The sequence below is a fragment of the Roseococcus sp. SDR genome, assembly GCF_019083995.1.
GTDB lineage: Bacteria > Pseudomonadota > Alphaproteobacteria > Acetobacterales > Acetobacteraceae > Roseococcus.
This window is the reverse complement of sequence record NZ_JAHRCU010000020.1, coordinates 41,073-66,405: the sequence shown is the minus strand read 5'-3', so window position 1 is coordinate 66,405 and position 25,333 is coordinate 41,073. Positions and strand designations below refer to the sequence as shown.

Genomic DNA, 25,333 nt, shown 5'->3' with positions numbered 1-25,333 from the left:
CCTTTCCCGGAATGATTCAGGTGAAGCTGGCCGCCACGGCGCGCACCGCCTTCTCGCGCCGCTCCAGGACCGCCGCCATGGCCGCGCGCGTCGAGGCGACCAGCGCCGCCGGCGCTGTCTCCGGCGTCCCGGCATCGAAGGGCGGGCGCGGGTCGTATTGCATGTAGAGCTGGATGCCCTGCGCCACCTCGGGGCCGCAGAGCTTGGCAGCCAGGTGCAAGGCGCCGTCGAAGCCCGAGGTCACGCCCGCCGCGGTGACGAACTTGCCGTCCTCCACCACGCGCTCATTGACCGCGGTCGCGCCGAAGATGGGCAGCATGTGGTGGCTCGCCCAATGCGTGGTCGCCCGCTTGCCGCGCAAGAGGCCGGTCGCGCCCAGCAGCAGCGCGCCGGTGCAGACGGTGAAGACCGCCTTGGCGCCCATCGCCTGGCGTCGCACCCATTCGAGGATCACGGGGTCCGCCATCGCCGCATCCACGCCGAAGCCGCCCGGCAGGTGCAGCACGTCGAGCGGCGGGGCCTCCTCCAGCGTCGCATCGGGCAGGATGCGAAGGCCCTTCATGTCGCGCGCCGGCGCCATGCTCTTCGCATAGATCTTCCACGTGGAATCCGGCAGGCGCGACAGCACCTCATGCGGGCCGGTGAGGTCCACCTGGTCCAGATCGTCGAAGATCAGGCTGCCGATGTTGAGATGGGCCATGCGCGTCGCTCCCTGGAAAGGGCGCAAGTGTGACGTCAGGGCAAGGCCACGTCCATGGGGGAGCGCGCGAGGGCGGCCACCAGCGCGTCGAACACCACGCGCATGCGCCGGCTCGACTGCAATTCGCGATGCGCGGCGAGATACATGGGGAAGCGGATCGCGGGTGCCCGCGGCAGCACGCGGCGCACCAGCGGCTCCGCATCGCCCACCGCCTCGGTCATCAACCCGATGCCGGCGCCCTGCTTCACATATTCCCACTGCACCAGGTGGTTCTCGCAGGTGATGGGGAAATGCGCGGGCGTCAGCGCATAGCCGCGCGCCTGGAGCGCCGCCGCCATCATCTCGGGCGAGGGAAAGCCGATGAAGACGCCACGCGCCATTCCCGCCGCATCGCGCGGCTCGCCGATCGAGCGCAGATAGGCCGGCGTCGCGTAGAAATGCCCCGCATCATCGCGCAGCTTGCGCACGACCAGATCCGGCTGCGTGGAGGCATAGTTGCGGATGGCGATATCCGCCTCGCGCCGCAGCAGGTCGGTGGGCTTGTTCTGGGCGACGATCTCCACCTCGATCCCCGGATGCTGCGCCCGCAGCCGGATGATGACGGGCGGCAGGAGATGCGCCGCATAGACATCCGTGGTGGTGATGCGGATGCGCCCGGCGATGCTCTCCGCCTGCCCGGCGGCGGCCAATGAGAAGCGCCCCGCGGCCTCCCCCATGGCACGCAGATGGGTCAGCAGCGCCTCGCCCCCTGGCGTCAGGCGCAACCCGCGCCCCACCCGCTCGAAGAGAACGGCACCGAGTTCTCGCTCCAGCGCCGCCACCTGGCGCCCCAAGGTGGGCTGCGTGATGCCGAGTGTGCGCGCCGCGGCGGAGAGCGAGCCATCCTCCGCCGTCGCCAGGAAGGCCCTTGCGTGGTTCCAATCGAAGCGGGCGCTGCGCCAATCCATACGAATACGCATAAACCAAATACAGATTCCCGCAATTTTCGCATGCAGGGGCGCTGGCTAGAGCTTGCCGCATGCAAGCCGTCCTCTGGCGCCGCTATGGCGCCCCCGAAAGCCTCACCCTCGGCGAGGCGCCGATCCCCGAGCCCGGCCCCGGCGAGATCCGGATCCGCGTCCATGCCACCACCGTCACCTCCGGCGATGCGCGTCTGCGCGGCTGCCAGGGCGCGGGAATCTTCTGGCTGCCGCTGCGCCTGGCCTACGGCCTCACACGCCCGCGGCACCCCATCCCGGGGATGGAATTCGCGGGCGTCGTGGAGGCGCTGGGCGCCGAGGTCACCGGCTTCACGATCGGCGACCGCGTCTTCGGCCTCGCCCCGCGCGGCGCCCATGCGGAATGCCTCGTCATGGCCGAGACCGGCTGCATCGCGCGCCAGCCCGCCGGCCTCAGCCACGCCGAGGCCGCGGCCCTGCCCTTCGGCGGCCTGACCGCGCTGGTCTTCCTGCGGGACGTGGCGCAAATCCGCACCGGCGAGCATATCCTGATCCATGGCGCAGGCGGCGCGGTGGGTGTGCATCTCGTGCAACTCGCGCGGCATTTCGGCCTCACGGTCACCGCCGTGGCCTCCGCGCGTCACGGGCTGCTGCTGCGCAGCCTCGGCGCGGATGTGGTGCTGGACCGCGCGGCGGAGGATTTCACGGCCGGCGCCGCACGGTACGACATCGTGCTGGATGCGGTGGGCGGCACAGGCGCCCAGGCCGTAAGCCGCGTGCTCACCCCGCGGGGCCGCCATGTCTTCGTGAATTTCGGCACGCGCGACATGGGGTTGATGCTGGCATCCCGCCTCCGCCCTGGCCCGCGCGTGCTCTGCGGCTACGCGCCCGGCCGCCAGGCTGACCTTCTCACGCTGCGCGACCTGGTCGAACAGGGCGCGATCCGCCCGGTGATCGGCCACCGCATGCCGCTCACCGGGATCATCGCCGCGCACGCCCTCGTGGATTCCGGACGCAAGCAGGGAGCCCTGGTCATCGAAATCCTCTCAGGAGGATGATGGCCCGCTTCGGCGACGCCGCCTCAGCGGATCATGCTCTACTCCGGCCGGATGCCGGCATTGCGCATCACGGCGGCGTAGCGCGCCATATCGCTGCGCACGAAGCCCATGATCTGCTCGGGCGTGTTCAGGTCCGGCATCGGCATCACCGCCTGCTCGGCCAGGCGCTGCGCCGCCTGGCGCTGGGCCTGGGCAAAGGCCGCGTTCAGCGCCGCCACGACGGGCGCCGGCGTGCGTGCCGGCGCCATGGCGATGATCCAGGCATCCACCGCGAATTCCGGCATGCCGAGTTCGCTGGCCGAAGGCACATCCGGCAGCGTCGGCGCGCGCTCGGCCCCCGCGACCACCAGCGCCCGCACATTGCCACCGCGGATATGCCCCAGCGCGGAGGCGATCGGGTCCACCGTGAACAGCGCCTCGCCCGTGATGACGCCCTGCATGGCCGGCCCGCCGCCGCGATAATGCACCGGCGCGATGTCGAGCTGATTGACCGCGCGGAACATCTCGCCGCCCAGATGCACCGCGGTGCCGATGCCGGCCGAGGCGAAGTGATACCGCCCCGGATTAGCGCGGATCAGCGCCAGCAGCTCCGCCAGGTTCTGCGCCGGCAGGCGCGGATTGACGCAGAGCACCTGCGGCACCCGCCCGCACATGCTCACGCCGGCGAAATCCGCCACCGGATCAAAGGGCATGCGCGCCACCAGCGCGGGCGCGATGGCGTGGCCATTGCTGTGCACGATGATGGTGTGCCCGTCCGGTGTGGATTTCGCCACGAAATCCGTGCCCACCAGCCCCGCGGCACCCCCGGGCCGGTTCTCCACCACCAGCGGCTGGCCGATGATCTGCGAAACGGGCTCCGACATGATCCGCGCCACCACATCCGTGGTCCCGCCCGGCGCATAGGGCACGACGACGCGGATCGGCCGGTCCGGCCGCCATCCGGCCTGCGCGCGCGCGATTCCGGGCGTGGCGAGAAGCGTGGCGGCGGTCAGCAGCTGGCGGCGTTGCATGGTCGTCTCCCGTGTCGGCGCCGGTTCGCCCGGCTTCGGCCGCAAGCTTGGCCCGACGCGCGGCATGGGGGAAGCCTCCCGTTATGGCGCGGTTGCTGTTAAACTCTCCCCGGCCCGAAGCATTCCCCTCGGGCGACAGGCATGATGGCGCGCATGAACAGCACCTCCCCGCAATTCAAGGAAAACGCCCGAAAGGCCATGGCCGATGCCGGGCTGCAAAAGGCGCTCGGCACCGCCAAGGGCGCCTTCCTGCAACGCCGCGCCGCCGCCGTCGCCGGCCTGCCGGAATTCGAGCAGCTCCGGAACACCGCGCGGGACATCAAGAACCACACCCTCGCCAACCTCGATTTCTACCTGGAAAAATTCGCGGAGAACGTGGAGCGCGCCGGCGGCCATGTGCATTGGTGCAGCACGGCCGAGGAGGCCCGCGCCGCCGTGCTCGAGATCTGCCGCAAGGCCAATGCCAAGACGGTGACGAAGGGCAAGTCCATCATCTCCGAGGAGATGGGGATCAACCACCATCTGGAAGCGCACGGCATCACGCCGGTCGAGACCGATCTCGGCGAATACATCATCCAGCTGCGCGGCGAGATCCCGTCCCACATCATCGCGCCGGCCTTCCACCTGAACCGCGAGGATTGGGAGGCCGATTTCCGCCGCGCCCATACCGACCTCGACCCCGACCGCGTCTTCCACGAGCGCCGCGACATCCTGACCGAGGCGCGCACCCGCCTGCGCCAGAAATTCCTCGCCGCCGATGTCGGCATCACCGGCGCGAATTTCCTGATCGCGGAGACGGGCAGCAGCGTCATCGTCACCAATGAGGGCAATGGCGACCTCACGCAGACGCTGCCCCGCGTGCATATCGCGCTCGCCAGCATCGAGAAGGTGGTGCCCACGCTGGAGGACGCGACGAGCCTGCTGCGCGTCCTCGCCCGCTCCGCCACCGGGCAGGATTTCTCGGTCTATACCACCTTCTCCACCGGCGGTCGCCGCAAGGGCGATCTCGACGGGCCGGAGGAATACCATGTGGTGCTGCTGGACAATGGCCGCTCCAACATGATGGGCACCGAGTTCCAGGAGATGCTGCGCTGCATCCGCTGCGCCGCCTGCATGAACCATTGCCCGGTCTATGGCACCACGGGCGGCCATGCCTATGGCTGGGTCTATCCCGGCCCCATGGGCTCCGTGCTCACGCCCAGCCTGATCGGCGTGAAGGAAGCGGGCCACCTGCCCAATGCCAGCACCTTCTGCGGCCGCTGCGAGAGCGTCTGCCCGGTGAAGATCCCGCTGCCCAAGCTCATGCGCCATTGGCGCGAGCGCGAATTCGAACGGCATTTGCAGCCTGGCGGCGTCCGCACCGGGCTCGGCATCTGGGCCTGGTTCGCCAAGCGCCCGGGGATGTATCGCCTGGCCTCGCGCCTCGGCATCGGCGCGCTGGGGTGGCTCGGCCGCAAAAAGGGTGCGTTCAAGTCATTGCCGCTCGCGCAAGGCTGGACCGAGGGGCGGGACCTGCCCGTGCCGCAGGGCCGCACCTTCATGGATGAATACGCGAAGCGCCAACGCAATCATTCAGATTCGCGCGTCCCGCGCGGGGGAGCCGGCCGATGAGCAAGGAGGCCATCCTCGGCGCCATCCGGCGCGGCCTGAAGCGCGGCCCGCTGCCGGCCGACCAGCGCGCCATGCTGGAAGGGCGCCTCGCCACCCATCCGCGCCATCTCATCCCCGCGCGTTCGCGCGTTGGGCGGCCCGAGCAGATCGCGCTCTTCATCCGCAATGTCGAGAAGGAATTCGGCACCGTCGCCCGTGTGCCGAACTTCGCCGCCATCCCCCAGGCGGTGGCCGACTACCTCGCCGCGCAGAACCTCCCCGCCCGCTTCGCCATGGCGCCGCATCCCGAGCTCAAGCGCATCAAATGGGCCGACCACCCGATGCTGGAGGTCGAGACGCGGAAGGGCGAACCCACGGATCTCGTCAGCCTCCAGCACGGCTATGCCGGCGTGGCCGAGACCGGGACGCTCATGCTCCCCTCCGACCCGCATCGCCCCACCACGCTGAACCTGCTGCCCGACACCGAGATGGTGGTGCTGCGCGCGAGCCGCGTCGTCGGCGCCTATGAAGAGGCCTGGGACCTGCTGCGCGCCGAACGGACGGACAAGCAGACCGGCGGCTTCATGCCGCGCAACATCATGTGGGTCACCGGCCCCTCGCGCAGCGCCGATATCGAGCAGACGCTGGAACTCGGCGCGCATGGGCCGCGCGCGCTGCACATCATCCTGGTGGACGACGACCCCGCGGCAAAAGCGTGAAGCGCAAGCGCGGCCTCTCGGCCGAGGACAAGGCCGTCTGGGCCGCCGTCGCCCGCACCATCCGCCCGCTGCCGGGGCGCGCGATGCCGGAAGCGCCGCCCGCCATCACCATCACGCCGCCGCCCCGCGCCGCCGAGCCGCCGCCGCCCATCCCCAAGCCGCGCCTGCCGCCGCCCGAGATCAGCGTCGGCGCGCAGCCTTCGGGCCTGGACGCCAAGCGTTGGCGCGACCTGCGCCGCGGCACCATGCGCCCCGAGCGCAAGCTCGACCTGCACGGCATGACGGCCGCCCGCGCCCACCAGGCGGTCGAGAGCTTCCTGCAGATGTGCCACGCGGATGGCACGCGCGTGGTCTGCATCGTCACCGGCAAGGGCAGCAGCGCCGAGGGCGGCGTGCTGCGCCGCGAGCTCCCGCATTGGCTGAACGCGCCGCATCTGCGCCCGCTGATCCTCGGCGCCGCGCATCCGCACAAGGCGAATGCGGGCGCGGTGCACCTGCTGCTGCGGAGGGTGAAGTGAGCCCGGAAGACGGAACGCCCTCCCCCACGAATCCGGCCGCAACGCGGCCGGCGCGCCCAGACCGCCCCGCCCGCCGAAGCACCAGCCACGGCGCGAAGCCAAGCGGCCGGAGGCCGCGCCCGGCGCCTGAGGGCACCAAGGCATGACCCCGGGAAACGCAGAACCGCCCCCCACGAATCCGGCCGCAACGCGGCCGGCGCGCCCAGACCGCCCCGCCCGCCGAAGCACCAGCCGCGGCGCGAAGCCAAGCGGCCGGAGGCCGCGCCCGGCGCCTGAGGGCACCAAGGCATGACCCCGGGAAACGCAGAACCGCCCCCCACGCATCCGGCCGCAACGCGGCCGGCGCGCCCAGACCGCCCCGCCCGCCGAAGCACCAGCCGCGGCGCGAAGCCAAGCGGCCGGAGGCCGCGCCCGGCGCCTGAGGGCACCAAGGCATGACCCCCTTCGGCAAACGCCTCCGCGAACTCCGCGACCAGCACGGCATCTCGCTGACCGAGCTGGCGACGGCGCTGCATGTCTCGCCCGCCTATCTCTCGGCGCTGGAGCACGGCAAGCGCGGCCGCCCCTCAGCCGGCCTCATCCACCAGGTGAATGAGCATTTCGGCCTGATCTGGGACGATGCCGAGGAACTGGTGCGTCTCGCGCGCCTCTCCCATCCGCGCGTGGTGGTGGACACGGCCGGGCTTTCGCCCTTGGCCACGGAACTGGCCAATCGCCTCGCCCGGACCATCCGGGACCTGCCGGAGGCGCGGGTCGCCGCCATCCTTGCCCTTCTGGAAAGCCCCCCAGATTAAGGGGTGCTCCCTTGCCCTCCCCCCACGGCGTGGCTAGGGTCGCCCGTCATTCGGCAGTGCAGCAAAGCCAGTCAGGAAAGAAGGCGCAACCGGCCATGAAGCTCCTCGTCCCGGTCAAGCGGGTGGTTGATTACAACGTCAAGGTCCGCGTGAAGGCGGACAACACCGGCGTTGAGACGGCCAACGTGAAGATGTCCATGAACCCCTTCGACGAGATCGCCGTCGAGGAAGCGGTCCGCCTCAAGGAAAAGGGCATCGCCACCGAGATCATCGCGGTCTCCGCCGGCCCCGCCGCGGCGGCCGAGCAGATCCGCACCGCGCTGGCCATGGGCGCTGATCGCGGCATCCTGGTCGAGCATGATGGCACGCTCGAGCCCATCGCCGTCGCCAAGATCCTGAAGGCGATCATCGCCAAGGAATCGCCGGACCTCGTCATCCTCGGCAAGCAGGCCATCGATGACGACATGAACGCCACCGGCCAGATGCTGGCGGCGCTGATGGGCTGGCCCCAGGGCACCTTCGCCAGCAAGGTCGAGATCGAGGGCGCCTCGATCCTGGTCACGCGCGAGGTGGATGGCGGCCTCGAGACGGTGAAGCTGACGCTCCCCGCCATCGTGACGGCCGACCTCCGCCTGAACGAGCCGCGCTACGCCTCGCTGCCCAACATCATGAAGGCGCGCAAGAAGACCATTGATACCGTGAAGCCCGCCGATCTCGGCGTGGACCCGACGCCGCGCCTGACGGTGCTGCGCGTGGAGGAGCCGGGCAAGCGCCAGGCCGGCGCCAAGGTGGGCTCGATCCAGGAGCTGGTGCAGAAGCTCCGCAACGAAGCGAAGGTGATCTGAGATGGCTGTCCTCCTTCTCGCCGACCACGACGGCAAGGCCGTCTCGCAGCCCACGCGCAGCGCCGTCGCCGCCTGCGCCAAGCTGGGCGAAGTCCATGTGCTGGTGCTGGGCGAGGGTGCCGCCGGCGCGGCGCCCGCCGCCGCCGCCATGCCGGGTGTGGCCAAGGTCCTCCTCTGCGAGGACGCGTCGCTGGCCAACCGCCTGGCCGAGCCGCTGGCCGCGCTGCTGGTGCATCTGGCGCCTGGCTATGACCACCTGGTCGCGCCCGCTTCCGCCGCCGGCAAGAACGTGATGCCGCGCGTCGCCGCCCTGCTCGACGTGCAGCCGATCAGCGATGTCTCGGGCGTGGTGGATGCCGATACCTTCGTGCGCCCCATCTATGCCGGCAACGCGCTGGCGACGGTGAAGAGCAGCGATGCGAAGAAGGTCATGACCATCCGCGCCGCGAGCTTCGACCCGGTGCCCGCCACGGGCGGCAGCGCCGCGGTGGAAGCCGTCGCCGCCGCCGCCGATCCCGGCACGTCGAGCTTCATCGGCGCCGAGGTGAGCAAGAGCGAGCGCCCCGAACTCACCGCCGCCAAGGTCGTCGTCTCCGGCGGCCGCGCCATGGGCAGCTCGGAGAACTTCCACCTCATCGAGAAGGTGGCGGATCTCCTGGGTGCGGCCGTCGGCGCCTCGCGCGCCGCGGTGGATGCGGGCTATGCGCCGAACGACCACCAGGTCGGCCAGACCGGCAAGATCGTGGCGCCGGATCTCTACATCGCCGTCGGCATCTCGGGCGCGATCCAGCATCTCGCCGGCATGAAGGACAGCAAGATCATCGTCGCCATCAACAAGGACGAGGAGGCGCCGATCTTCCAGGTGGCCGATTACGGCTTCGTGGGTGACCTGTTCAAGGCGCTGCCCGAACTCGAAGCCGAACTCGGCAAGCCCGCCTGATGTCGGTCCGCATCGCCAGCAGCGCCGACATGCCGGACGCCCTGCTCGACATCCCCGAGATCGCCTCGGTCGGCATCATCGGCGCGGGACAGATGGGCAATGGCATCGCCCATGTCTGCTCGCTGGCGGGCATCCCCGTGGCGATGGTGGACATCAGCCCCGCTGCGCTCGACAAGGCGCTCGGCACCATCGCGCGCAACATGGAGCGCCAGATCGCTCGCCAGCTGATCACGCCCGAGCAGCGCGATGCGGCCCTGGCGCTGATCACCACCAGCACCGACTATGCGAGCTTCAGCGGCACGGATTTCGTGATCGAGGCGGCGACCGAGAAGGAAGCCATCAAGCGCGAGGTGTTCAAGGCGCTGGTGCCGCATCTGAAGCCCTCGGCCATGGTGGCGTCCAACACCAGCAGCATCTCGATCACGCGTCTCGGCGCCGGCACGGACCGGCCCGAGAAGTTCATCGGCATGCACTTCATGAATCCCGTGCCGATCATGAAGCTGGTCGAGATCATCCGCGGCATCGCGACGGATGAGCCCACCTTCCGCGCGGTGGACGCGCTGGCCAAGCGCCTGGGCAAGCAGACCGCGACGAGCGAGGACTTCCCCGCCTTCATCGTGAACCGCATCCTGGTGCCGATGATCAACGAGGCGGTCTATGCGCTCTATGAGGGCGTGGGCGACATCCGCTCGATCGACACCGCCATGCGGCTCGGCGCGAACCACCCGATGGGCCCGCTGGAGCTGGCCGACTTCATCGGCCTCGACACCTGCCTCTCCATCATGCAGGTGCTTTATGACGGGCTGTCTGACAGCAAGTACCGCCCCTGCCCGCTGCTGGTGAAATACGTGGAAGCCGGCTGGTATGGCCGCAAGACGGGCCGCGGTTTCTACGACTACAGCCAGGACCCGCCGGTTCCCACGCGCTAACCGGCGCGCTTCACGCGGCCCAGCATGGCCGCATAGGCCGTGAGGAAGCGCCCCGGCGCCTCCTCCGGCGCGTTCCAGGGCAGCGAGATGCGAATGCCGCTCCCCGCCTCCGCCCCGAAGCCCATGGCCCGCAACACGGGCGAGGCGGTGACCTTCCCCGAGGAACAGGCCGCCCCCGCCGAAACCCGCACGCCCGCGAGATCGAGCGCGATCACCTGCGTCTCCGCGGCCACGCCGGGCAGCACGGCGAGCGTGGTGTTGGGCAGCCGCGCCGCCCCCGCGCCCGCGATCACGATGCGCGGATCGAGCGCCCGCAGCCCCGCCTCGATGGCATCCCGCAGGGCCACGATGCGCGGCGCTTCGTAGCCTTCCTCCAGCGCGGCGCCCAAGGCGGCGATGGCCGGCAGCGGTTCGGTCCCGCCGCGCCGTCCGCGCTCCTGCCCGCCGCCCGCGATCAGCGCAGGCAGATGCAGCCCCGGCGCCAGGATCAGCGCGCCCGCGCCTGGCACGCCGCCCAGCTTGTGGCCCGAGAGCGCGACACTCGCCGCCCCCCAGGATGCCAGGTCGAGCGCCATCCGCCCCGCCGCCTGCACCGCATCCACATGCAGCAGCGCACCATGGGCGCGGCACAGGGCCGCGATCTCCGCCAGCGGGTGCAGCACGCCCGTCTCGTTGTTCGCCGCCATCACGCAGACCAGCGCCGGCCCGCCCGAAGCGAGCCCCGCTTCCAGCGCCGCCAGGTCCAGCGTTCCATCCGCCAGCACGGGCAGGATCGCGGCGCCCGGCGCGGCCGCCAGCACCGCCGGGTGCTCGGTGGCGCCCGCCAGGATGCGCCGCCCGGCGCCGAGGCCGTGAATCGCCAGCGCATTCGCCTCGGTCCCGCCCGAGGTGAAGACGACATCGCCCGGCGCCACGGCGAACCGCGCAGCCACCGCTCGGCGCGCCGCCTCGATCACGCGCCGCGCCGCGCGCCCGCCGCCATGCACGGAGGACGGATTGCCGCCGCCCTCCAGCGCCACCAGCAGCGCGGCGCGCGCGGCCGGGCGCAGGGGCTCGGTGGCATTGGCATCGAGGTCGAGGGGCAGGGTCATCGCCCTGCCCTTTCCCGCCGGATCAGACGCGCGTCAATTCCGCGGCCACCGGCTGGGGCGCGACGGCGCGGCCCAGCACGCGGCCCTGCACCACATCCTGGAGCGTGAGGCCGTCGAGGAAGAGGCGGATCTGCTCGCCCAGCTCGGCCCAAAGGTCATGCGTGATGCAGCGCTGCCCCGCGATGCAGCCCGGCGCCCCATCCTCGCAGCGCGTGGCGCGGATCGGCTCATCCACCGCATCCACGATGTCGGAAATGCTGATCTGCTCGGCGGGGCGGGCCAGGCGATACCCGCCACCGGGCCCCCGCGCCGAAGCGACGAGCCCCGCGCGGCGAAGCGGGCCGAAAAGCTGTTCCAGATAGGCCAGGGAGAGCATCTGCGCCGCGGCGATCTCCGCCAGGCTCACCGGCGGCGTGGACTTGGCATTGGCCGCCTTCACGACACGGTCCTGCCGGGCCGCCAATTCCACCATCGCCATCACGGCGTATCGGCCGCGCGTTGACAGGCGCATGGCCTGCACTCCTTCCTCAAACCGCTTCGGGCGCCGGCCACGAACGGAATCGCGGAGGGGCGCCTGAGGCGGAGCGCCGCTTTGCGGTCGCGATTTTCACGGGATCACCCGATGCCGCGGTGCAGTCTGCATCAAAAAAGCCTGTCGCGGGAAAGATTCCGCATCCGAATTGGCATGCCATGCGCTGAGACGGACCCAGCCATGCAAGTTGCCGTGTGAATCCATTATGAAACGCAATCACGAATGCGTATGATGCGCGCGTCGCGCCGGATTGAGCCGGAACGACTCTTGAAGCGATTGTTTTTCCGACCGAAATCCAACAATTCGGGCGGGGCCGTGCAGAGATCGGTGCGCCGGACAAACGAATGGCGGCCGGGAGCGTGCAGGCGGTGGCGACGCGCGTCAAGCGTGCATGCCGCGGCAAGACTTCGCGTCAGGATCGCCCAAGCGGGCCTGCTGCTGCCCGTCTGCCTTTCCCGTCGGGGCCAGGCAGACGGGCAGCGGCCAGGTCAGATGCGGGGCATTGGCCGCAGATTTGGCCGTGCGAAGGGGCTCCCCCGGCCCCATCGCGCCGCCCAACCGAAGAAACGGACACAAGGACACGATGCCTGAAGTCATGTTCGCCGGGCCCGATGGCCGCCTCGAAGGCCGCTATCACCACGCCAAGCGCCCCAACGCCCCCGTCGCGCTTTTGTTGCATCCCCACCCGCTGCATGGCGGGACGATGAACAACCGCGTGGTCCACAGCCTCTACGGCAAGTTCCAGGCGATGGGCTTCTCCGTCCTGCGCTTCAACTTCCGTGGCGTCGGCAAGAGCCAGGGCCGCTATGATGGCGGCATCGGTGAGATCAGCGACGCCGCGGCGGCGCTCGATTTCCTGCAGACGGTGAACCCCAATGCTTCCATGCTCTGGGCCGCCGGCTATTCCTTCGGCTCCTATGTCGGCATGCAGCTGCTGATGCGCCGCCCGGAGATGGGCGGCTTCATCTCCATCAGCGCGCCGGCCAGCCACTACGACTTCGGCTTCCTCGCCCCCTGCCCCTGCTCGGGCATGATCCTGCATGGCGAGGAGGATGAGCTGGTTCCGGTGAACAGCGTGCAGAAGCTGGTCGACAAGCTGAACACCCAGAAGGGTGTCGCCATCGACTACCGCACCATCCCCGGCGCCGGCCATGTCTTCACGCCGGAGCAGGTCGAGACCATCAGCGGCATGGCCGAGGACCACGTCCTCTCCGTGCTGAACCGCAGCCGGATGGCGCTGGCCGCCGACTGAACCTGACAGGCACTCACTTCCAGCCGGCCCTGCCATCGCAGCGGCCGGCTTTTTCTTGACCGGACCCCGCCGATGACGACCCGCCGCGCCCTCCTCGCCACGCCAGCGCTGTTCGCGACACCCGCGCGCGCGCAAGAGTGGCGGCCCGACCGCCCGCTCACGATGATCGTGGCCTTCGCCGCCGGCGGCGGCACCGACCTCGCGGCCCGCACCATCGCCCGATTCATGGAGCGTGACCTCGGCCAATCCGTCGTCGTGATGAACCGCCCCGGCGCGGGCGGCGAGATCGGCTTCACGGAACTGGCCCGCGCCCGGCCCGATGGGCTGACCATCGGCTTCATCAACACGCCGCATATCGTGACCCTGCCGATCGAGCGCCGCACGCGCTTCCGGCTCGAGGATTTCACGCTCATCGGCAACATCGTGGATGATCCGGGCGGCATCTGGGTCCGCGCCGATTCGCCGATCAACGACTTCGCCGCCCTGCTGGCCGCCGCCCGCGCCCAGCCCGAGACCATCGGCTATGGCACGACCGGCGTGGGTTCGGACGATCACCTCGCCATGCTGGCGCTGGAGCGGAAATCCGGCGCGCGCTTCCTGCATGTGCCCTTCGGCGGCTCGGCCCAGGTGAAGCAGAACCTCATGTCCCGCGCGATCCCCGTGGCGGTGATGAATGTGGCGGAAGGCATCGCCGAGATGCGCCAGGGCGTGCTGAAGCCGCTGGCCCAGATGGGCGCCACCCGCTGGGCGCCGCTGGCCGAGGTGCCGACGCTGCGCGAACTCGGCTTCGACGTGGTGGAGGGCTCCATGCGCGGCATGGCCGCCCCCGCCGGCCTGCCGCCCGAGGTGCAGGCGCGCTTGGCGCTCTCCGTCCAGCGCACCGTGGCCGACAGCGATTTCCAGGCCGCCGCGGCGCAGCAGAACCTGCCGCTGCGCTTCCTGGCACCGCCCGAATACCTGGCAGAACTCACGGCCCTGCGGCGCAACTACCAGGCGCTGTGGGACCAGCATCCCTGGCGGGAGTGAGGCCCCCGCCCGGGAGGCAGCGCCCGCCCTCAGGCGACGCTTGGCGCGGATTCACCCCGGGGTAACCCCCCTGCCGTTAGGCTCCGGCGAACTGGATTCGACCGGAGCTCCCCATGTTTCGCCGCACGCTGGAAGGCCTCTCCATCCGCACCCTGCTGGGTGCCGTGATGGGCCTTCTTGCGCTCCTGACCCTCGGCTTCGCCACGGAGCTCAGCCTGCGCGCCTGGAACCGCCACACCGAGGCGGGCCGCATCGTGCAGATGGCCGAGGCCGGGCGGGAGCTGTTCCGCGCCGCGGCCGCCCTGCGGCTCGAGCGTGGCGAGACCCTGACCGCGCTGGCCGGCCCCGCCCCCGATCCGGAGGGCACGCGCATCCGCCCGCGCCGCGCTGAGGCGGAGGCCGCGACCACCAGCGCCATCGCCGCGCTGCGCGCCTCGGGCCTCACGGCGGAGGCAGAGCGCCTGGAGCGCGGGCGCAGCGCAGTCCAGGAGCTGCGCCAGGCCGTGGATGCCGGGCTTCGCCTGCCGCGTGACCAGCGCGCGCAGGATCTCTCGCGCCGCTGGGGCGAGGGCAGCCTGGGCCAAGTCAATGCGCTGCTCGCCATCACCGCGGCGGTCGAGGACATCGCGCTCGGCAAGGATCCCGTGGTGGATCAGCTGATCGCCATGCGGCGCGCCGGCTGGATGGTGCGCAGCGCCGTGGGCGATGTGGCGCTCGCCATGTCATCGGCCATCAGCGCCGGCCGTGGCTGGACGCCGGAGGAGGCGCGGGCCGCGCTGCGCGCCCAGGGCCAGGTGGATGCCGGCTGGGCGCAACTGCAGCAGGCGGCCGCCTTCCTGCCCGCCCCCCTGCGCGAGGCGATGACGACCGCGACGCCGATGATCACCGGCCCGCTGGCGGCCCAGCGCGACGCCCTGACGCCGGCCCTGCTGCGCGGCCAGCGCGCCGAGGTGGAGCAGGCCGCCTTCCGCGATCCGCAGGTCGCAGGGTTGGCGAGCGTGAACACCCTGCCCAACGCCGCCTTCGAGGCGATGGTCGAACATGCGCGCGCCAGCAACGTCCGCGCCGCCTGGGGCCTTTCCGGCGGCATCGCCCTTCTGGTGCTGGCGCTGCTGCTCGCCGCCGGCGGCCTCGTCGCCACGCAGCGCCTGGTGCTCCGCCCGCTCGCCCGCGCCACCGGCGCGATGGAGCGCCTCGCCGCGCGCGATCTCACGGTCGAGATCCCCGACCGCGACCGCGCGAACGAGATCGGCGCCATCGCCCGCGCCGTGCAGAGCTTCAAGGATGGCCTGATCGAGGGCGAGCGCCTGGCGGCCGAACAGGCGGCGGCCCAGGCCGCCCGCCTCGCCCGGGCCGAAGCGCTGAGCCGCGCGACCGACGGCTTCGAGGCACGGGTCGGTGAGCTGGTGGGCGCGCTGGCCGCCGCCGCGACCGAGCTGGAGGCCAATGCGGCCGCCATGACCGGCACGGCGGAGCAGAGCGAGGCGCAGGCCGGCGCCATCGCCCGCGCGGCCGAGAGCAGCCGCGGCGGCATCGAGAGCGTGGCCGCCGGCGCTGAGGAGCTGACGGCCTCCATCGGCGAGATCACGCGCCAGGTCACCCAATCCCGCAGCGTGGTGGAAGCCGCGGTTGCCGAAAGCCACCGCACCGATGGCGTGGTGCGCGAACTGGCCGCCGGCGCGAACCGCATCACCGAGGTGGTGACGCTGATCCGGCAGATCGCCTCGCAGACCAACCTGCTGGCCCTCAATGCGACCATCGAGGCGGCGCGGGCGGGCGAGGCGGGCAAGGGCTTCGCCGTCGTCGCCAACGAGGTGAAGATGCTGGCGGAGCAGACGGCCCGCGCCACGGAGGAGATCGCCTCGCAGATCGGCCAGATCCAGGCCGCGACGGGCGACGCGGTCGCGGCAATCCGCGGCATCGCCGGCACGGTGGGCGAGGTGAGCGAGATCACCTCCGCCATCGCCGCCTCGGTCGAGCGGCAGGAGGGGGCGACGCGCGCCATCAGCGGCCATGTGCAGGAGGTGGCCTCCAGCACGCGGGCGGTGAGCGACAGCATAGCGACGGTGAATGACCTGGCCGGCGCCACCGGCCGCGCGGCGGGCCAGGTGCATGAGGCGGCGGGCGAATTGTCGCGCCACGCGGCCTCCACCCAGGCAGAGCTGGGCCGCTTCCTGGCGGAGGTGAAGGCGGCGTGACGCGGGGGGCAAGGGCGGCCACGCGCAGCCGCCCGCATTGCATTTAAGAAATGCCCGAAGTCCTGGGGTCTGGGGCCTTTCGGCCCCAGCCGCCGGAGGCCCGTGTCGCCTTCCTCAGCCGCCCACGCGGATCAGGCACTCCGGCGTCAACTCGGCGAGGCTGTTCACGCCGAGCAGCGCCATGTTGCGCTCCAGCTCGCCCAGCAGCAGCGAAATCGCGCGGTCCACGCCCTCGCGCCCCGCGACAGCCGCCGCATGCAGCATGGGCCGGCCGACGAAGACGAAATCCGCCCCCAGCGCCAGCGCCTTCATCACATCCGTCCCGCGCCGGATGCCGCCATCCAGCATCACGGTGATGTTCGGCGCCGCCGCCCTGATCTCCGGCAGCACGCGCAGCGGCGCGGAGGTGCCATCCAGCTGCCGCCCGCCATGATTGCTGACGATGACGCCATCGGCACCCTCGGCCGCGGCGCGCGCCGCATCCTCGGGATGCATCACGCCCTTCACGATCAGCCAGCCCGGCCAGCGCCGGCGGATCAGCGCCAAATGCTCCCAGTTCAGGTGGTCCCGCGCGGTGAAGTCGCGCAGCACATTGCTGGCCAGGATGGGCGCGCCGCGCTCGGCGAAGCTGTTCTCGAAATGCGGCATGCCATGCAGGCGCCACGTCTTGAGGAAGGTGTTCAGCGACCACATCGGGTGCGTGATGCCGTCCAGCGCCAACCGCAGCGAAGGCCGCAGCGGCGTGGAGAAGCCGTTGCGCACATTGTTCTCGCGGTTGGGCAGCACGGCCGTGTCCACCGTCAGCAGCAGCGTGCCGAAGCCCGCCGCCGCCACGCGGTCCACCAGCGCCTCCACGCGCGTCGCATCGCCCGGCAGATAGGCCTGGAACCAGGTGTCCGGATTGGCCGCGATCACCTCCTCCATCCGGATCAGCGAGGAGCCGGAGAGGATCATCGGCACATTGGCCGCCTTCGCGGCCTCGGTCAGCACGATGTCGCCGCGATAGGCGGCGAGTGCCGAAAGCCCCATGGGCGCGATGCCGAAGGGCGCGGCCCATTCGCGGTTGAAGATCGTGGCCTTGGTGCTGCGCTTCGACACATCCCGCAGCACGCGCGGCACGAAGCCGTATTCGGTGAAGGCCCGCGCGCTGTCGGCCAGCGCCGCGTTGCGCTCGGTGGCGCCGGCCACATAGCCGAAGATGGGGCGCGGCAGATGGCGGCGGGACATCACCTCGAAATCATCGAGGCACAGGGCGCGTTGGGCGATGCGGGAGCTCATGGGCCGTTTTTGTAACGGCATGCGCGCCACGCGCCAAATCAGGCCGCGCGCGGTTGCAATTCGAGATTGGACTTCGCGCCGCCAACCGGGCGAGCAAGGCACATGCGAACCGCGACACCCCTCATCGGCCGGCGCCACCTGGCGCTTCCCCTGCTCGCCCTGCCCGCCTGCGCCGCGGCCCAGGCCCCCGGCGCCACGCCGCGCCAGACCACCGGCCCCTTCTACCCGACGGACTGGACCGGGGACGCCGATGCCGATCTGGTGCGCGTGACGGGCGAGGCCGCGCAGGCGCAAGGCACCGTGATGCATCTGCAGGGCCGCCTGCTGGCGCTGGACGGCACGCCGCTTTCCGGCGCGCGCATCGAGATCTGGCAATGCGACGCGCTCGGCATCTACCGCCACCCGCGCGACCGCGAGGCGATGCGCGATGCGGGCTTCCAGGGCCGCGGGCGGCTGGTCGCCGGCGCCGATGGCCGCTTCGCCTTCCGCACCATCCGCCCCGCCCCCTATCCGGGCCGCACGCCGCATATCCATGTGCTGGTCGCGGCACCCGGCCGGGCGGAGCTGGTCACGCAGCTCTATGTCGAGGGCGAGCCCGGCAATGCGCGGGACGGGCTGTTCAACCGCCTGCCGCCCGCGGCGCGGGAGATGGTGCTGCTCCGCCCCCAGCCGGCCGAGCGGATCGAACCCGGCGCGCTGCTGGCGGAGCGCGACATCATCCTGGGCTGATCAGGGCGCGTGGTTGGCGATCCAGTGCCGCGCGATCTCGCCCCGCCGGCACACCCAGACCTGCGGCTGCGTGGCCACCCAGTCCAGCAGCTTCGCGAGGCCGGCCGCCCGCCCCGGATGCGCGATGATGCGGTTGTGCAGCCCCACGCTCAGCATGCGCCCCGTCGGCTCTGACAGCAGCACTTCCACCGCGCCCTTGATGTACTGGAAGAACTCCTCACCCGTCGTCAGCGCCGTGCGCTGAAAGCGCACGTCGTTATGGGCGAGGTTATACGGGACAACGAGGCGCGGCGTGCCGCGCAGGTCGCGCCAATAGGGCAGCTCGTCATCATAGGCGTCGCTGTCATAGAGGTAGCCCGCCTCGGCCAGCAGGCGGCGCGTGTGCAGGCTGGGCGCGTAACGCGTGTACCAACCGAGAGGCGGCGTGCCGATCATCCGCGTGATGATGGCGGTGGCCTCGGCGATGCGCGCGCGCTCCTCCGCCTCCTCCATGCCGATATGCATCTCCCAGCGCAGACCGTGGCCATCCACGTCCCAACCCGCCTCGCGCATGGCGGCGGCGGCCTGCGGGGTGCGCTCCAGCGCGCGCGCCACGGCGAAGACGGTGCAGGGCAGGCCGCGCTCGGTGAAAAGGCGATGCAGCCGCCAGAAGCCCACGCGGCTGCCATATTGGAACATGCTCTCGGCGGCCAGGTCGCGGCCCTTCACCGGCGCCGTGCTGCCCTCGGTCAGCGCATTCTCGCTGCGCGGATCGCCATCCGGGAAGCTCTCCTCGCCGCCCTCCTCGTGGTTGATGACGAAGTTGAGCGCGAGCTTCGCGCCATTCGGCCAGCGCGGGTCGGGCGGGTTGCGGCCATAGCCTTCGAAATCGCGCATCACGCCTCCGATCGCCGGAGGGCGGATGCCCGGAGGCGTGAATCGGCGGCGCAGCTCATGCGTCGCTCCCAGGAACAACCCCTGCCGGCAGCCCCGCCACATATTCCGCCAGCTCACCCGGCCGCGTGACCCAGAGCTGGTCCTGATGCGCCATCACATGCCGGAGCGCCTGGCGCAGCGGCCTGAGGCGATGCGGCTGCCCCAGGATGAAGGGATGCAGCACGATGCTGCACACCAGCGGCCGCTTTTCGGAGAGGCGCAGCATCTCATCGAACTGGTCGGTGATCATCTCGGCGAATTCGCGCGCGCTGTGCTGGCGGGCGATCAGCGCCGGGCTGTCATTCAGCTCCACCGAATAGGGCACGGAGAGAATCCGCCCACCGCGCGTCTTCATCCAGAAGGGCTGGTCATCCGCCGGCCAGTCCATGACATAGGTGAAGCCCGCCTCCTGCAGCAGATCGGGCGTCACCGCACTCTGCGCGATATAGGGGCCGAGCCAGCCCTTCGGCGCCACGCCGGCATGGCGGGCCAGCACGTCGCGGCTCTCCTCGATCAGCCGGCGCTCATCCTCCTCCCAGAGGATGTCCTGCCGCTCCGAATTGCTGCGGCCGTGGCCCACGAACTCATCGCCGCGCGCCCGCAGCGCGGGGCCGATCTCGGGGCAGGCTTCGAGTGCGGCGGAATTGATGTTGTGCGCGGCCGGAATCCCCAGCTCATCCAGCGTGTCGAGCATGTTCCACAGCCCCACGCGGTTGCCATAGTCGCGCCAGGCATAGCTGCGCTGGTTCTGCACCGGGCTGAGGCTCGTGCTGTCCGAACCCAGGCCGGCGCGGAAGGCGAAATGCTCGATATTGTTCACGACGAGGAGTGCCAAGCGCTTGCCTCCCGGCCAGTCATAGACCGGGCGGTTCGGGATCGCGCTATGGGCGTAGCGGTTGTGTGCGGGAAGCTTCATGGCCCGGATGCTCGCGCGCCGCGCCCCCCCTTTCAAGCGGGGTGTTGCCGCCGCGCGCATCGCCGCCGAACATGCCGGCAAGAACAGGGAGGACAGCATGGATCGCGGTTGGAATTGGCTCGGCGCCGAGGGCGCGCTCGCGGCCTGGCAGGCGGCCTGCGACATGGACGGCACGCTGCGCCACCGCCTGCCCGGCGCCGAGGGCCGCTTCGCCGTGGTCCAGCCCGGCCGCGCCATCACGCTCGATGTCCGCGACGGCCAGGTGACGCTCTCCGAAGGCGCAGAGGCGCCCACCATTTTCGCCGCCAGCGCCGCGAGCTGGGGCCGCTTCCTGCAGCCCATCCCGGCGCGCCACCACCAGAACCTGCTGGCGATGCGCATGCGCGTGGCGGATTTCACGGCCGAGGGCGACCAGCTCGCCTGGGCGCAGCATGTGCACCTCATCCGCCGCGTGCTCGACATCGGCCGCTGGCTCGCGCGCGGCGAGGCCGGCCCCGCCCCCGCCTCGCTCCGCCCGCGGCTCGGCACGCCCACGCCCTGCCCGCCGGCCCAGGGCCGCTACGTCACGGTGCGCGCCCAGGGCCGCGACTACGTGCTCTATGGCGAGAGCAGCGGCACGGGCCGCCCCATCCTCGGCATGCACACCGCGGGCTCCGACAGCCGCCAGTTCCACCGCCTGATGAGCGAGCCGCGCCTCGCCGAAGCCGGCTATGCGCTCACCACCTTCGACCTGCCGGGCCATGGCCGCTCGCCCGCCATCGTGGAGCCCGGCGCCTGGCGCCTCACCACCGATCTCTATGCCGAGCTCATCCTCGGCTTCCGCGAGGCCTGGGGCTTCACCGAGAACCCCGTGCTGCTCGGTGCCTCCATGTCCGGCGAGATCTGCCTCGAGATCGCGTTGCGCGCGCCGGAGCGCTTCGCCCACATCATCGCCTGCGAATCCTCGGAGCATATCGAGGGCCGTCGCACGCCCTTCCCGGACCATCCGCGTGTGAACGCCGCGATCTTCACGCCCGAATGGATCGAGGGCCTCATGGCGCCGCAATCGCCGGCCGAATGCGCCGCCGAGATCTGGTGGCACTACAGCCAGGGCGGCTGCGGCACCTTCCCCGGCGACATCCATTTCTACTCGGGCGACTGGGATGCGCGGGACCGCGTGCACCGCATCGACACGACGCGCTGCCCGCTCACCATGCTCACCGGCGAATATGATTATTCCTGCACGGCCGAGCATTCGGCCGAGACGGCGGCGAAGATCAAGGGTGCCAGCTTCGCCATGATGCCCGGCATCGGCCATTTCCCCTTCGCCGAGAACCCGGCCCTCTTCACGGACCACCTGCTCGCGGCGTTGGGGGGGAACGACCTCACTCGATCTTGATGCCCGCAGCGCGGATGATCGGCGCCCAGCGCGCATATTCCTCGCGCACGAAGCGGTCCGTCGTCGGCGCATCCATCCAAATCGCCTCGCTGCCCAGGTCGCGCAGGCGGGCCTGCATGGCCGGCGTCTCCAGCACCTCCTTAGAGGTGGCGGACATGCGCTGGATGATGTGCGGGGCCGTCCCGCGCGGCGCGAAAAGCCCGGTCCAGGAGCGCACGGCGTAGTCCGGCACGCCGCCCTCGCTCACCGTCGGCAGGTCGGGGCGCAGCGCCACGCGCTCGGCCGTGCAGACGGCGATGATGCGGATGCGCCCGGCCTCGGCCGGCGGGATCACGGTCGGCAGGTTCATGAAGCCGAGCTGGATGGTGCCCGCGATCAGGTCGCTCAGCACCGGCCCGCCGCCGCGATAGGGCACATGCGTCATGTCGAGCCCCGTGCGCATGCGGAACAGCTCACCCGCCAGGTGGTTGGAGGAGCCGACGCCCGAGGAGCCGAAGCTCATGCCGCCCCGCATGCCCCGGATATGCGCGATCAGTTCCGGCACGGTGCGCACCGGCAGCGAGGGATGGACCGCGATGACATTGGGCACGTCCACCCACATCGCCATGCCGTGGAAGGCCTCGCGCACATCGTAGTTCAGCTCGCCCGAGATGAGCGGATGGAACACATGGTTGGAGGCGGAGGAGACGAAGAGCAGCTGCCCATCCGGCCGCGCGCGCATCGCCGCCCCCATGCCGACGGAGCCGCCACCGCCCGGCCGGTTGTCCACCAGGAAGGGCTGGCCCATGCGTCCCTCGAATTGCGGCGAGAAGAGCCGCGCCACCACGTCATTCGAGCCACCCGGCGCCCAGGGGACGAGCATCGTCACGGGCCGCGTGGGCCAGGCCTCCTGCGCATGGACGAGAGCGGGGGCGGCGAGAAGCGGGGCGGCGAACAGGCTGCGACGGCGCATGGTCTTGGTCCTCCAGTTGCGCCCGCTATAGCATGCGCGGCGCCCACGGGAATCGGTCCCCGCGCGGCCGAATTGGCGGCGGCGCCACGGCCGGGCTAAGACGGTGTGGAACGGCATGAGACGTATGCGATGAGACGGCCCCTTTTCCTGAGCCTGCCCGCCGCCCTGCTGGCCGCCTGCGCAGGCCAGACCACGGGCATCGAGCCCACGGGCGGTGACGCCTTCGTGCTCGCCCGCGCCAATGTCAGCGGCGTGGCCGCGGTGCATGACGGCCTGGCCCAGGCGCAGAGCTTCTGCGGCGAGCATGGGCGCCTCTTCGTGATGACCAACAGCCAGGTGGGCTCCAGCGATTACCGCCTGGATTTCCGCTGCATCGCGCCGAACAACCTGCCCCCGCCGCCCGTGGTGGCCGCCGCGCCGCCGCCCGCCCCCACCCGCGCCACGCGCGGCCGCCGCGCCGCCCCGGCGCCCGAGACCACCAGCACCGGCCCGGCGCTCGGCTTCGCCGCCAACCTGCCGCCGATGGAGCGGGAGGCGCCCGCCCCCGCCTCCTGGCAGCCGGCCGATGCCAATATCCTCCCGGCCGTGACGCCGATGACGACGCGGCCGCTCTTCGCGCCGCCGCCCGGGCAGAGCCTCGTGGCGGCCGCATCCCCGCCCCGCCGCCTGCCGCCGCCTGACAATTCGGAGCTGGTGCTGCTGCCGCGCCTGGAGAACACGGCGGTGGCGCCGCAGGCCGCGCCCGCCGCCGCCGCGCCCGCCATCGAGGCGCCCCAGGCCGCGCAACCAGCCCCGCCGCTGCCGGTCATCACCCGCCAGGAACTGCCGGGCAGCCTGCCCCCCATCCAGGCGGCCAGCCCCAGCCCGGCCCCGCCGCTGCCCGTCATCACCGCGAACCAGCCCCTGCCCGGCTATGGGCTCGTCGTGCCGAGCCCGAACCCGCTGCCCGGCGCGCCGAGCTCGCTGCCGCCCATCGCCGGCCCGGCCCGCACGCCCAGCTTCCCCTCGGCACCGGCCTCGGGCTTCCCGACGGGCACGACGAGCTTCACGCAGGGCTTTCGCTAGACGCCCTGCACAGGGGGCAGGGACGCCGCGCGCCGCAGGTTGAACGGCGCGCAGTTCATGTTAATTTGTGTTCATGATCACTGTCCCGACCCGGCGCGCCGCCCTGCGCGCCACCCTCCCCCTCGCGGCCCTGCTGCTGACCGGCTGCTCGGCCTATTTCGGGCCCGCCGCGACGCGGGATGGCATGTCCCGCCTGCAGCCGCTGCTGACGCCGGAGGACGGGGCGCTGGAATTCTCCACGGCAGCCAGTTGGTGGAACCTGCGGCTCCAGCCCACGCTCGGCCAGGCGCTGCTGCTCGGCGCCCGCAATGATCCGGTGATGGGGGTGGTCGCCGTGACCGAGCGGTCGCTGATCGGCGCCACCTGGACCGGCGAGACGCGTGGCTACGTCGTCTCTTTCCGCATCCCCTATCGGGAGATCGTCGCGCTCCGGCAGTTCGGCGTCACCACCAACATCTTCGGCAACCGCACCGGCGCCTTCGAGGTCGAGACCAACGTCCCGCGCCACGTCCCGCTCGGTGAACCGTCCAGGACCGGGCTCTTCCGGGTTACCCCGGACGGAACGGAGGTGTTGGATACGCTGCGCAGCCGGGCGCCGCAGGCGGGCAACAACCCCGAATAGCGCGGCGCGCCCCCCACTCAGGCCCGGCGCAGCAGCACATCCGGCCAGAGCGGCCATTGGGGGGTGGGCGCCAGCGGCCGGTCCACCAGGCTGAGCGCGGCGAGCGCCGGGAAGCGCGCCAGGATCCGGGCGCGGTCGCGCGCCATGTCGTGGCGCAGGAAGGGCACCTCCCAGCGCTCGCAGAGGGGGCCATAGACGGTCCTGTCGTTGCGCAAGGCCGGGGCGCAGGCCGCATCGCGCGCCGCGCGGTCGACGAAGACCATATTCTGGGCGAGTTGCCCGATGCCGCCGATATTGGCGGCCTCCCCGGCCCTGACATCGATCGTGAGCGGCGCCTCGGCCTGAAAGAACATCCAGCCGGTCGGCGTCGGCTGCGCGACCTGCCGCGCATGGCCGATCAGCCGGTGCCGGCCGGCGGGCAGCCTCATCGCGAAGGGCGTGATCCAGAACACCACGCCGGCCTCTTCGACCTCCTCCGTGTCCTCGAGCGGGGGCCGGATGGGGATCGAAACCTGCTGCTCGGCGGCATCGGCCAGGATGAAGCGCGTCTGGAGGATGCGGCCGAGCGAGAGGTTCAGGCCGGCGGCGACCTCCAGGCTGAAGGCCGCGATCGCCACGCCGGCGACCAGTCCCTCCTCAGGGCCCAGCACCACGGGGCCCTCGCCCAGCAGGCGCTCCGCGCTGCGGACACCCGGGATCTGCGCCCGGAAGCTGGGCGCGCAGCCGGCGCCGGCGAGGAGGGCGCCAAGCAGTGCATGGCGGCGCGACAGAAGCGTCATTCTGGGACCCCGGTTCAGCTGATCCCGCTTTTCATATGTTTCCCTCGCCTCAGGTCAAGCGCCGCACCCGCGGGCTCAGTCGTAGACCTGGCTCAGCGTCTCGGCCACGAGGCAGGGGCGGGTGTTCCCCTCCACCTCCATCTCATTCTCCATCGTCAGCCGCACGCCGCCCGGGATCGGCTCGCAGGCCTTGAGCGTCAGATGCAGCCGCACACGGGAGCCTGACGGCACCATCGCCGTGAAGCGCACCTTGTTGCTGCCGTAGTTCAGCGCGCGCGAGCGCTTCTTGATGCGATAGACCAGCGGCGAGAGCCGCGGCAGCAGCGAGAGCGTGAGAAACCCGTGCGCGATGGTCTTGCCGCCCGGCAATTCGCGCGCCGCGCGCTCGGTGTCGATATGGATCCACTGGTGGTCGCCCGTCGCCTCGGCGAAGAGGTCGATGGTGCGCTGGTCCACCGTGTACCACTCGCTGGTGCCGAGCTTCTTGCCGACCCATTGCGCCATGTCGGCGGGGGTTTCGATTTCGAGCATGCTTGCCTCCCTGTTTCGGGCGGCAAGC

26 protein-coding genes are annotated in these 25,333 nt (G+C 71.1%); 15 read left to right on the top strand and 11 right to left on the bottom strand.

Annotated features, from left to right (window positions below; genetic code table 11):
• Nucleotides 1-16: 16 nt before the first annotated feature.
• Both KTR66_RS19705 and KTR66_RS19700 read right to left on the bottom strand, forming a co-directional pair.
• Nucleotides 17-700, bottom strand: a complete 684-nt coding sequence (locus tag KTR66_RS19705) for a DJ-1/PfpI family protein (protein ID WP_213615612.1) — start codon at nt 698-700, stop codon at nt 17-19.
• A 35-nt stretch (nt 701-735) separates the two neighbouring features.
• Nucleotides 736-1,659: a LysR family transcriptional regulator gene (locus KTR66_RS19700; RefSeq protein ID WP_213615610.1), complete on the bottom strand. Its 924-nt coding sequence runs from the start codon at nt 1,657-1,659 to the stop codon at nt 736-738.
• 59 nt (nt 1,660-1,718) lie between these two features.
• Here KTR66_RS19700 and KTR66_RS19695 point away from each other — a divergent pair, with 59 nt between their 5' ends.
• A complete protein-coding gene (locus KTR66_RS19695; protein WP_213615608.1) occupies nt 1,719-2,696 on the top strand; it encodes an NAD(P)-dependent alcohol dehydrogenase in 978 nt (325 codons plus the stop codon).
• A gap of 38 nt (nt 2,697-2,734) precedes the next feature.
• Here the strand turns inward: KTR66_RS19695 and KTR66_RS19690 are convergent, their stop codons facing one another.
• A complete protein-coding gene (locus KTR66_RS19690) occupies nt 2,735-3,706 on the bottom strand; it encodes a tripartite tricarboxylate transporter substrate-binding protein (RefSeq protein ID WP_213615606.1) in 972 nt (323 codons plus the stop codon).
• Nucleotides 3,707-3,859: 153 nt separating this feature from the next.
• Here KTR66_RS19690 and KTR66_RS19685 point away from each other — a divergent pair, with 153 nt between their 5' ends.
• From KTR66_RS19685 to KTR66_RS19655, 7 genes are all read left to right on the top strand, one after another.
• Nucleotides 3,860-5,317 carry a LutB/LldF family L-lactate oxidation iron-sulfur protein gene (locus KTR66_RS19685; protein ID WP_213615604.1) on the top strand — a complete coding sequence of 486 codons (1,458 nt, stop codon included), beginning with the start codon at nt 3,860-3,862 and terminating at the stop codon, nt 5,315-5,317.
• Nucleotides 5,314-6,015: an LUD domain-containing protein gene (locus tag KTR66_RS19680; RefSeq protein ID WP_213615602.1), complete on the top strand. Its 702-nt coding sequence runs from the start codon at nt 5,314-5,316 to the stop codon at nt 6,013-6,015. Before KTR66_RS19685 ends, KTR66_RS19680 begins: the two co-directional genes overlap by 4 nt.
• Nucleotides 6,012-6,533, top strand: a complete 522-nt coding sequence (locus KTR66_RS25325; protein WP_371819173.1) for a Smr/MutS family protein — start codon at nt 6,012-6,014, stop codon at nt 6,531-6,533. The genes KTR66_RS19680 and KTR66_RS25325 overlap by 4 nt, the downstream gene beginning before the upstream one ends.
• A 434-nt stretch (nt 6,534-6,967) precedes the next feature.
• Nucleotides 6,968-7,327, top strand: coding sequence for a helix-turn-helix domain-containing protein (locus KTR66_RS19670; protein WP_213615600.1), 360 nt, complete (start codon nt 6,968-6,970; stop codon nt 7,325-7,327).
• 95 nt (nt 7,328-7,422) lie between these two features.
• Nucleotides 7,423-8,172, top strand: coding sequence for an electron transfer flavoprotein subunit beta/FixA family protein (locus KTR66_RS19665; RefSeq protein WP_213615598.1), 750 nt, complete (start codon nt 7,423-7,425; stop codon nt 8,170-8,172).
• A gap of 1 nt (nt 8,173) precedes the next feature.
• Nucleotides 8,174-9,112, top strand: coding sequence for an electron transfer flavoprotein subunit alpha/FixB family protein (locus tag KTR66_RS19660; protein WP_213615596.1), 939 nt, complete (start codon nt 8,174-8,176; stop codon nt 9,110-9,112).
• Nucleotides 9,112-10,041, top strand: a complete 930-nt coding sequence (locus KTR66_RS19655; RefSeq protein ID WP_371819172.1) for a 3-hydroxybutyryl-CoA dehydrogenase — start codon at nt 9,112-9,114, stop codon at nt 10,039-10,041. Before KTR66_RS19660 ends, KTR66_RS19655 begins: the two co-directional genes overlap by 1 nt.
• On the opposite strand, the gene KTR66_RS19650 is transcribed toward KTR66_RS19655, so the two are convergent.
• On the bottom strand, nt 10,038-11,132 hold the full coding sequence (locus KTR66_RS19650; protein ID WP_213615594.1) for a cysteine desulfurase family protein: 1,095 nt from the start codon (nt 11,130-11,132) through the stop codon (nt 10,038-10,040). The two genes, KTR66_RS19655 and KTR66_RS19650, sit on opposite strands and share 4 nt — an antisense overlap.
• A 22-nt stretch (nt 11,133-11,154) precedes the next feature.
• Complete coding sequence (locus KTR66_RS19645) at nt 11,155-11,643, bottom strand: Rrf2 family transcriptional regulator (protein WP_213615592.1); 489 nt, start codon at nt 11,641-11,643, stop codon at nt 11,155-11,157.
• A gap of 604 nt (nt 11,644-12,247) precedes the next feature.
• Here KTR66_RS19645 and KTR66_RS19640 point away from each other — a divergent pair.
• The 3 genes from KTR66_RS19640 to KTR66_RS19630 all read left to right on the top strand — a co-directional run bounded on the left by KTR66_RS19640 (nt 12,248) and on the right by KTR66_RS19630 (nt 16,140).
• Entirely contained in the window at nt 12,248-12,916 is a 669-nt protein-coding gene (locus KTR66_RS19640; RefSeq protein ID WP_213615590.1) for an alpha/beta hydrolase, read from the top strand.
• Between the two features lie 72 nt (nt 12,917-12,988).
• Nucleotides 12,989-13,942: a tripartite tricarboxylate transporter substrate binding protein gene (locus KTR66_RS19635; RefSeq protein WP_213615588.1), complete on the top strand. Its 954-nt coding sequence runs from the start codon at nt 12,989-12,991 to the stop codon at nt 13,940-13,942.
• Nucleotides 13,943-14,055: 113 nt separating this feature from the next.
• Nucleotides 14,056-16,140: a methyl-accepting chemotaxis protein gene (locus KTR66_RS19630; protein ID WP_213615586.1), complete on the top strand. Its 2,085-nt coding sequence runs from the start codon at nt 14,056-14,058 to the stop codon at nt 16,138-16,140.
• Nucleotides 16,141-16,254: 114 nt separating this feature from the next.
• Here KTR66_RS19630 and KTR66_RS19625 read toward each other — a convergent pair whose 3' ends face one another.
• Nucleotides 16,255-17,418: an alpha-hydroxy acid oxidase gene (locus KTR66_RS19625; RefSeq protein WP_213615584.1), complete on the bottom strand. Its 1,164-nt coding sequence runs from the start codon at nt 17,416-17,418 to the stop codon at nt 16,255-16,257.
• A 102-nt stretch (nt 17,419-17,520) separates the two neighbouring features.
• Here KTR66_RS19625 and KTR66_RS19620 point away from each other — a divergent pair, with 102 nt between their 5' ends.
• Nucleotides 17,521-18,147 carry a protocatechuate 3,4-dioxygenase gene (locus KTR66_RS19620; protein ID WP_213615582.1) on the top strand — a complete coding sequence of 209 codons (627 nt, stop codon included), beginning with the start codon at nt 17,521-17,523 and terminating at the stop codon, nt 18,145-18,147.
• On the opposite strand, the gene KTR66_RS19615 is transcribed toward KTR66_RS19620, so the two are convergent.
• Together KTR66_RS19615 and KTR66_RS19610 are read right to left on the bottom strand one after the other, a co-directional pair.
• Nucleotides 18,148-19,023: a polysaccharide deacetylase family protein gene (locus KTR66_RS19615; protein WP_213615580.1), complete on the bottom strand. Its 876-nt coding sequence runs from the start codon at nt 19,021-19,023 to the stop codon at nt 18,148-18,150. It abuts the gene before it with no gap.
• Between the two features lie 55 nt (nt 19,024-19,078).
• Nucleotides 19,079-19,978: a polysaccharide deacetylase family protein gene (locus KTR66_RS19610; RefSeq protein ID WP_213615578.1), complete on the bottom strand. Its 900-nt coding sequence runs from the start codon at nt 19,976-19,978 to the stop codon at nt 19,079-19,081.
• Nucleotides 19,979-20,075: 97 nt separating this feature from the next.
• On the opposite strand from KTR66_RS19610, the gene KTR66_RS19605 reads away from it, so the two are divergent.
• Nucleotides 20,076-21,356, top strand: coding sequence for an alpha/beta fold hydrolase (locus tag KTR66_RS19605; RefSeq protein ID WP_213615576.1), 1,281 nt, complete (start codon nt 20,076-20,078; stop codon nt 21,354-21,356).
• Here the strand turns inward: KTR66_RS19605 and KTR66_RS19600 are convergent.
• Nucleotides 21,343-22,308 (bottom strand): tripartite tricarboxylate transporter substrate binding protein, encoded by a 966-nt coding sequence (locus KTR66_RS19600; protein WP_213615574.1) that lies wholly within the window; start codon nt 22,306-22,308, stop codon nt 21,343-21,345. The genes KTR66_RS19605 and KTR66_RS19600 overlap by 14 nt on opposite strands.
• Before the next feature lie 129 nt (nt 22,309-22,437).
• On the opposite strand from KTR66_RS19600, the gene KTR66_RS19595 reads away from it, so the two are divergent.
• Both KTR66_RS19595 and KTR66_RS19590 read left to right on the top strand, forming a co-directional pair.
• On the top strand, nt 22,438-23,373 hold the full coding sequence (locus tag KTR66_RS19595; RefSeq protein ID WP_213615572.1) for a hypothetical protein: 936 nt from the start codon (nt 22,438-22,440) through the stop codon (nt 23,371-23,373).
• Nucleotides 23,374-23,446: 73 nt separating this feature from the next.
• Nucleotides 23,447-23,995, top strand: a complete 549-nt coding sequence (locus KTR66_RS19590; protein WP_213615570.1) for a hypothetical protein — start codon at nt 23,447-23,449, stop codon at nt 23,993-23,995.
• A gap of 17 nt (nt 23,996-24,012) precedes the next feature.
• On the opposite strand, the gene KTR66_RS19585 is transcribed toward KTR66_RS19590, so the two are convergent.
• On the bottom strand, nt 24,013-24,774 hold the full coding sequence (locus tag KTR66_RS19585; RefSeq protein WP_213615568.1) for a hypothetical protein: 762 nt from the start codon (nt 24,772-24,774) through the stop codon (nt 24,013-24,015).
• A gap of 75 nt (nt 24,775-24,849) precedes the next feature.
• The gene (locus tag KTR66_RS19580; RefSeq protein WP_213615566.1) at nt 24,850-25,305 is read right to left on the bottom strand and encodes a MaoC family dehydratase; all 456 of its coding nucleotides are present in this window, start codon (nt 25,303-25,305) and stop codon (nt 24,850-24,852) included.
• Between the last annotated feature and the right edge of the window lie 28 nt (nt 25,306-25,333).